Source organism: Gottfriedia acidiceleris (assembly GCF_050457485.1).
In the GTDB taxonomy this organism is placed as follows: Bacteria; Bacillota; Bacilli; order Bacillales; family Bacillaceae_G; genus Gottfriedia; species Gottfriedia acidiceleris_D.
In genome coordinates, this window is sequence record NZ_JBCMJM010000031.1 from 23,565 (window position 1) to 29,564 (window position 6,000).

The following is a 6,000-nucleotide window of genomic DNA, read 5'->3' on the forward strand; positions in this document are numbered from 1 at the left end:
GGGGTGATTAATAATGGATAAAAAAGCGCTCATTATTATTGATTATACGAATGACTTTGTAGCAGATGCTGGTTCATTAACTTGTGGCAAGCCGGCACAGGAAATTGAACAAAGGATTCTTCAAATAACTAAAAGTTTCATTGAAAATCGAGATTATGTTGTATTTGCAGTAGACGTCCATGATGAGAATGATCCGTTTCATCCCGAGGCAAAATTATTTCCACCTCATAATATTAGACATACTAAAGGAAGAGATTTATATGGTGGATTAATGGATTTATACAATTCATCGAAAGACAATTCAACTATTCAATGGCTCGATAAAACTCGTTACTCCGCTTTTGCAGGAACAGACCTTGAAATAAAACTAAATGAAAGAGGCATTAATGAACTTCATTTAATAGGAGTTTGCACGGATATTTGTGTATTACATACCGCAGTCGATGCTTATAATAAGGGTTATAAAATAGTCGTTCACGAGCAGGCAGTTGCAAGTTTTAATGCAGCTGGGCATGAATGGGCATTAAGCCATTTCAAAAATACTTTAGGGGCGGAAATAAGATGAATTACAACTTTCAAGATGACAGCCTTGCACTTCATACAGACCTTTATCAAATTAATATGGCGGAAACCTATTGGGGAGACAATATTCACAATAAAAACGCTATTTTTGAACTTTATTTTCGTAAACTCCCATTTGGAAATGGATATGCAATCTTTGCGGGTTTAGAAAAAATTATCAGTTTTCTACAGAACTTTAAATTTAGTAATTCAGATCTTGACTATTTAAAAGAAGAACTCGGATATAAAGATGAATTCATTCAATTTTTATCTAATGTAAAATTCACCGGTTCAGTTAGAGCAATTCAAGAAGGTGAATTAGTATTTGGTAATGAGCCAATTTTAAGGATTGAGGCCCCGCTATTAGAGGCACAATTAATTGAAACTGCCTTATTAAACATTGTCAATTATCAAACATTAATTGCTACTAAAGCTTCACGAATTAAACATATCGTTGGTAATGATACATTAATGGAATTTGGAACAAGACGTGCTCAAGAATTTGATGCTGCCATTTGGGGAGCAAGAGCCGCTTATATTGGTGGATTTCATGCGACTAGTAATGTTCGTGCTGGTAAATTATTTAACATTCCTGTTTCAGGTACACATGCTCATGCGCTAGTGCAAGCATATAGAGATGAATACATAGCTTTCAAAAAATATGCAGATCGTCATTACAACTGTACATTCCTAGTTGATACATACGATACACTAAAAAGTGGAGTGCCTAATGCAATTAAAGTCGCAAAAGAACTAGGTGATAAAATTAACTTTGCAGCAATCCGACTAGATAGTGGTGACTTAGCCTATTTATCGAAAGAAGCTAGAAAAATGCTCGATGAAGCTGGTTTCGTAAATACAAAAATCGTTGCTTCGAATGATTTAGATGAATATACAATTTTAAATTTAAAATCACAAGGAGCAAAAATTGATTCTTGGGGAATCGGAACAAAGCTTATTACAGCATATGATCAACCGGCTCTAGGAGCTGTTTATAAGTTAGTAAGTATTGAAGATGAAAATGGGAAAATGATTGATACAATAAAAATTTCTCAAAACCCTGAAAAAGTAACAACTCCTGGACTTAAGAAATTGTATCGAATTATTAATACAGTTAACCATCACGCTGAGGCTGATTATATTGCCCTTGAAGATGAAGATCCAGGATCTGAGGAAAAAATAAAGTTATTCCATCCGGTCCATCCATATATCAGTAAGTTTGTAACTAATTTTGAAGCTAGAGAACTACATCACCAAATCTTTACTAAAGGTGAATTAGTCTACAAAGTGCCTGCAATTAAAGACATTCAGGATTTTGCTGAAAACAACTTAAGTGTACTTTGGGAAGAATACAAGCGTGCATTAAACCCTGAAGAATATCCTGTAGACTTAAGTCAAAAATGTTGGGATAACAAAATGGAAAAAATAGCAGAAGCTAGAAAGAAAACAGAGGAAATGAAAAATGGCTAAAATTGGGATTTATGGCAGTTCGTTTGATCCGATTACAAACGTTCATTTATGGACTGCAAGTACGATTGCTCATCGTTGTCAATTAGACAAAGTTATCTTTTTACCATGTTCTTCAAAAAGAAGGGATAAACATTTACATAATACTGATGAACATCGTTGGAATATGTTAAAATTGGCAATTCAAAACAACTCAAAGTTTATTGCAGACGATTATGAAATGAGTAAAGAGGCTTGGGAAGTATTCACTTACTATACAATGAATCATTTTAAAGCGAAATATAGTGAAGATGAAGTTTATTTCATAATGGGTGCTGATCTCCTAGAAGATATTGCAGAAGGAAAATGGAAATACGGGGATCAATTAGTTTCCGAAAATAAATTCATTGTAATGGCCCGTGATGGAATTGATATGCTAAAGACCATCTCTCGTTCTCCCTTATTAAGAAATAATGATAATGGTTCAAGATTTCATCTAATTGATAAAGGATTAGCGATGGAAATTAGTTCAACATATATCCGAGAAGAGTTTGCTAAAGGCGGCGAGCCAAGATATTTATTACCTGAGGATTGCTACGCTTATATTAAAAAATACAATCTGTATCAAAAGGAGAATGAAGATTGAACAGTTTACAAATAGAAATCGTCGAAGAAATGAAAGTAAAGCCAGTTATCGATCCTAAAGAGGAAGTAAGAATAAGTGTTGATTTCCTAAAAAGCTATCTTAAAAAACATTCATTTTTAAATGGTTTTGTATTAGGTATTTCAGGTGGCCAAGATTCAACTTTAACTGGTAAACTTGCACAAATGGCAATAGATGAATTAAATAGTGAGCAATCAGAAAAAAATTATCAATTTATCGCAATTCGATTACCATATGGCGTTCAAATGGACGAAGAGGATTGCCAGGAAGCGTTAAAGTTTATCCAACCAACTAAGACATACACAGTGAATATTAAAGCTGCTGTAGATGCTAGTGTTAAAACATTAAAAGATATTGGCGTTGACCTTACTGATTTTGCAAAAGGTAATGAAAAAGCACGTGAAAGAATGAAAGCTCAATATAGCATTGCTGCTATGAATGGGTGTGTTGTTTTAGGCACTGACCATTCCGCTGAGGCTATTACTGGCTTTTACACTAAATATGGCGATGGTGGATCAGACCTTTGTCCGATTTTCCGTCTAAATAAGCGTCAAGGAAAGATGCTACTAAAAGAATTAAATTGCCCACCTAAGCTATATGAAAAAGTTCCAACAGCTGACCTTGAAGAAGATCGCCCACAATTAGCAGATGAAGTCGCTCTTGGAGTTACATATGATGAAATCGATGATTATTTAGAAGGTAAAGAAATTAATAGTGACTCTCAAGCAAAAATCGAATCATGGTTTAATAAATCTAGACATAAGCGACAAATGCCTTACACTGTTTTTGATAAATTTTAATTCATTTCAAACTACCCACTAAACAGTCGCTTGTAATCAGTCTGAAATTAGGTTAACTTTGTTAACACACTAAAAAGCTACCTATTTTGGTAGTTTTTTTACTTGTCTGCTCAATAAATGGATATGAAAGTTAAAATTGGACAACGTAATAATACAGTCATTAAGAAAGGAATGTTCATATCATGTGGATTTTATTTTTTATTCTTTTAATCTTATGGGTATTAGGTTATTTTACTTTCCATATCGCAGGTGGACTAATTCATATTCTATTAATTATCGCAATTATTGTATTTATCGTTAACCTATTTAGACGTAAAAAGTAGCATATCTTTAGAGACTTTTTCTACAAACTAAAGAGCTTGATATTTCAAGCTCTTTTTCTTATGCCATTTCGATTCCTAATCCTGTTTTTAAACTCTTCTATATTCCTCAATTTTTGAATAAACTTCTATGAATGTCATAAATAAGAGGAGCGAAATTATGCCAGTTAGTATGGAGCCTCCTATATCAATGGAACAAATGCTTCAAACAATTCGTACAGGACTTCCAAAAACACTTGAACCTAAAAATATAATAATTGTTGGTGCTGGAATATCAGGTTTAGTAGCTGCTTCCCTTTTAAAAGGAGCAGGACATGAAGTAACAATTCTAGAAGGAAATAATCGAATTGGTGGTCGTATTTTTACTAATCGTAATTTTTTTGCAGGACAGTATATGGAAAATGGTGCTATGAGAATACCTTCTATTCACTTGCTTGTTTTAGAATATATTAAGAAATTTAACCTTCCTTTAGAAGAATTCATTAATAGCACTCCAAACGATATTATATACGTAAATAATGTAAGAACCATTCAAAAGATTTATGAAGAAAATCCAGACATTCTTAACTTCCCTACTTCACCATCTGAAAAAGGTAAAACAGCTGAATTTTTAGCTCAATACGCCATGCAACCTGTAACTGACTTCATTAAAAAGAATCCAAAAAAGAATTGGGAAATCGTTATTAAATTACTTGATCGTTATTCGATGGAATATTATTTGAAATATAATCCTTATGGCAGAACATTATCAGTTGGAGCCATTGATATGATTAAGGTTATGCTTGGGATGGAAGGTTTTCCTGAGCTTTCATTCACTGCCTTACTTCGAGAAGTAATGATTCTATTTACTCCTGGACTAAAGTTTTATGAAATAAAGGGTGGAAACGATCACTTACCGTATTCATTCCTACCTGAATTACAAGAAAATATTATTTACCATCAAAAAATGAAAAAAATTGAACAACACGACTCTTCTGTAACAATTCATACAGAGAATACACAAACCTCGCAGGCATATACAGTAACTGGAGACTTAGCCATCATTACTATTCCTTTTTCATTACTAAACTTCGTAGAAATCATTCCACGCGATTTATTTTCTTATAACAAATATAAAGCAATTCGACAATTACATTATGTTCCTTCGACTAAAATTGGTTTACAATTTAAAACTAGATTTTGGGAGAAAGAGGGTTTTATTGGAGGAAAAATGATTTCTGATCTACCTGTTCGTTATTCCTATTTCCCAAGTCAATCCGTTGGTTCAGAAGGTCCAGGTGTCATATTAGCAAGCTATACATGGGAAGATAATGCTTCAATTTGGGATAGCTTAACTGAAAAAGAACAAATAGAGAATGCGCTAGAAGATCTATCTAAAATTTACGGTAAAGAAATATATAATGAGTTTATTACCGGTAATACATTTAGTTGGTCAGAAAATCCTTTTTCAGGAGGAGCTTTTGCTATTTACAAACCTGACCAGCAAACCGAGATTGCCCCATATATTTCAACTCCAGAAGGACTGATTCATTTTGCTGGTGATCACACCTCTACAGCCCCAGGTTGGATTCAAGGTGCAATCGAATCCGGAATAAGGGTGGCTTATGAGGTTAACGATTTACCTAAATCAACAGCAAATGAGAATTTTGAAACACATGATCAAGTTTAAGTACTACAGTTTTTAATTTATAACCTTAGATAGCAGCAATAGTTCACAAAATGCTTTTATTCAATTAATTGAAACCCCTATGCCACGGAATTCAAGAAAAACATAAAACCCACAGGTACATAACCTTGTAGGTTTCCAGAGTGTTGAAATATAAACGGTCAATAGGGAAAACGAAAATTATTGAAGATTAATTTTTTATTTTGGTATGTTCTTTTATTTTTTTAAATTGGTTTATGTTTGAGTAATTTTAGAATTCTTCAAACACTAGTAATGTTTTTTTCAGAAGTTTAAAATATTATAAGAAATTTTTATATAAACAAAATAAGTGATTAGTTTATAAATTAATGTTCGATATTAATTTACCTACAAACTAATTAAGAATCAACTGTTAGTTTACACTAAGTAAAGGCTATTTGATTAGGTTTTTATTGTAGACTTTTTTTGATGAACAAGTTGATTGGAATGGAGGGATGCTCGACTCCTATGGGATATGCGGGAAGGCTGAGACCCCGCAGGCTCGCCGAGGAGGCTCAGGTCTCG

6 protein-coding genes are annotated in these 6,000 nt (G+C 33.2%); all 6 read left to right on the forward strand.

Annotated elements, in window-relative coordinates:
- Positions 1-13 precede the first annotated feature (13 nt).
- The 6 genes from ABEY15_RS23495 (at position 14) to ABEY15_RS23520 (ending at position 5,460) form a co-directional block, all read left to right on the forward strand.
- Entirely contained in the window at positions 14-565 is a 552-nt protein-coding gene (locus ABEY15_RS23495) for a cysteine hydrolase family protein (RefSeq protein ID WP_429892392.1), read from the forward strand.
- A complete protein-coding gene (locus ABEY15_RS23500; RefSeq protein ID WP_429892393.1) occupies positions 562-2,031 on the forward strand; it encodes a nicotinate phosphoribosyltransferase in 1,470 nt (489 codons plus the stop codon). The genes ABEY15_RS23495 and ABEY15_RS23500 overlap by 4 nt, the downstream gene beginning before the upstream one ends.
- Entirely contained in the window at positions 2,024-2,653 is a 630-nt protein-coding gene (nadD, locus tag ABEY15_RS23505; RefSeq protein WP_429892394.1) for a nicotinate (nicotinamide) nucleotide adenylyltransferase, read from the forward strand. The genes ABEY15_RS23500 and nadD overlap by 8 nt, the downstream gene beginning before the upstream one ends.
- A complete protein-coding gene (gene nadE, locus ABEY15_RS23510; RefSeq protein WP_429892395.1) occupies positions 2,650-3,471 on the forward strand; it encodes an ammonia-dependent NAD(+) synthetase in 822 nt (273 codons plus the stop codon). Before nadD ends, nadE begins: the two co-directional genes overlap by 4 nt.
- 182 nt (positions 3,472-3,653) lie before the next feature.
- Positions 3,654-3,794 (forward strand): lmo0937 family membrane protein, encoded by a 141-nt coding sequence (locus tag ABEY15_RS23515; protein ID WP_170927396.1) that lies wholly within the window; start codon positions 3,654-3,656, stop codon positions 3,792-3,794.
- 157 nt (positions 3,795-3,951) lie between these two features.
- Positions 3,952-5,460, forward strand: a complete 1,509-nt coding sequence (locus ABEY15_RS23520; RefSeq protein WP_429892396.1) for a flavin monoamine oxidase family protein — start codon at positions 3,952-3,954, stop codon at positions 5,458-5,460.
- Positions 5,461-6,000 lie beyond the last annotated feature (540 nt).

Excerpts from the sequence above, each read along its gene's own strand:
- ABEY15_RS23515 (WP_170927396.1), top strand. The coding sequence starts at position 3,654 with ATGTGGATTTTATTTTTTATTCTTTTAATCTTATGGGTATTAGGTTAT.
- ABEY15_RS23495 (WP_429892392.1), top strand. The coding sequence starts at position 14 with ATGGATAAAAAAGCGCTCATTATTATTGATTATACGAATGACTTTGTA.
- ABEY15_RS23520 (WP_429892396.1), top strand. The coding sequence starts at position 3,952 with ATGCCAGTTAGTATGGAGCCTCCTATATCAATGGAACAAATGCTTCAA.
- nadD (WP_429892394.1), top strand. The coding sequence starts at position 2,024 with ATGGCTAAAATTGGGATTTATGGCAGTTCGTTTGATCCGATTACAAAC.
- ABEY15_RS23500 (WP_429892393.1), top strand. The coding sequence starts at position 562 with ATGAATTACAACTTTCAAGATGACAGCCTTGCACTTCATACAGACCTT.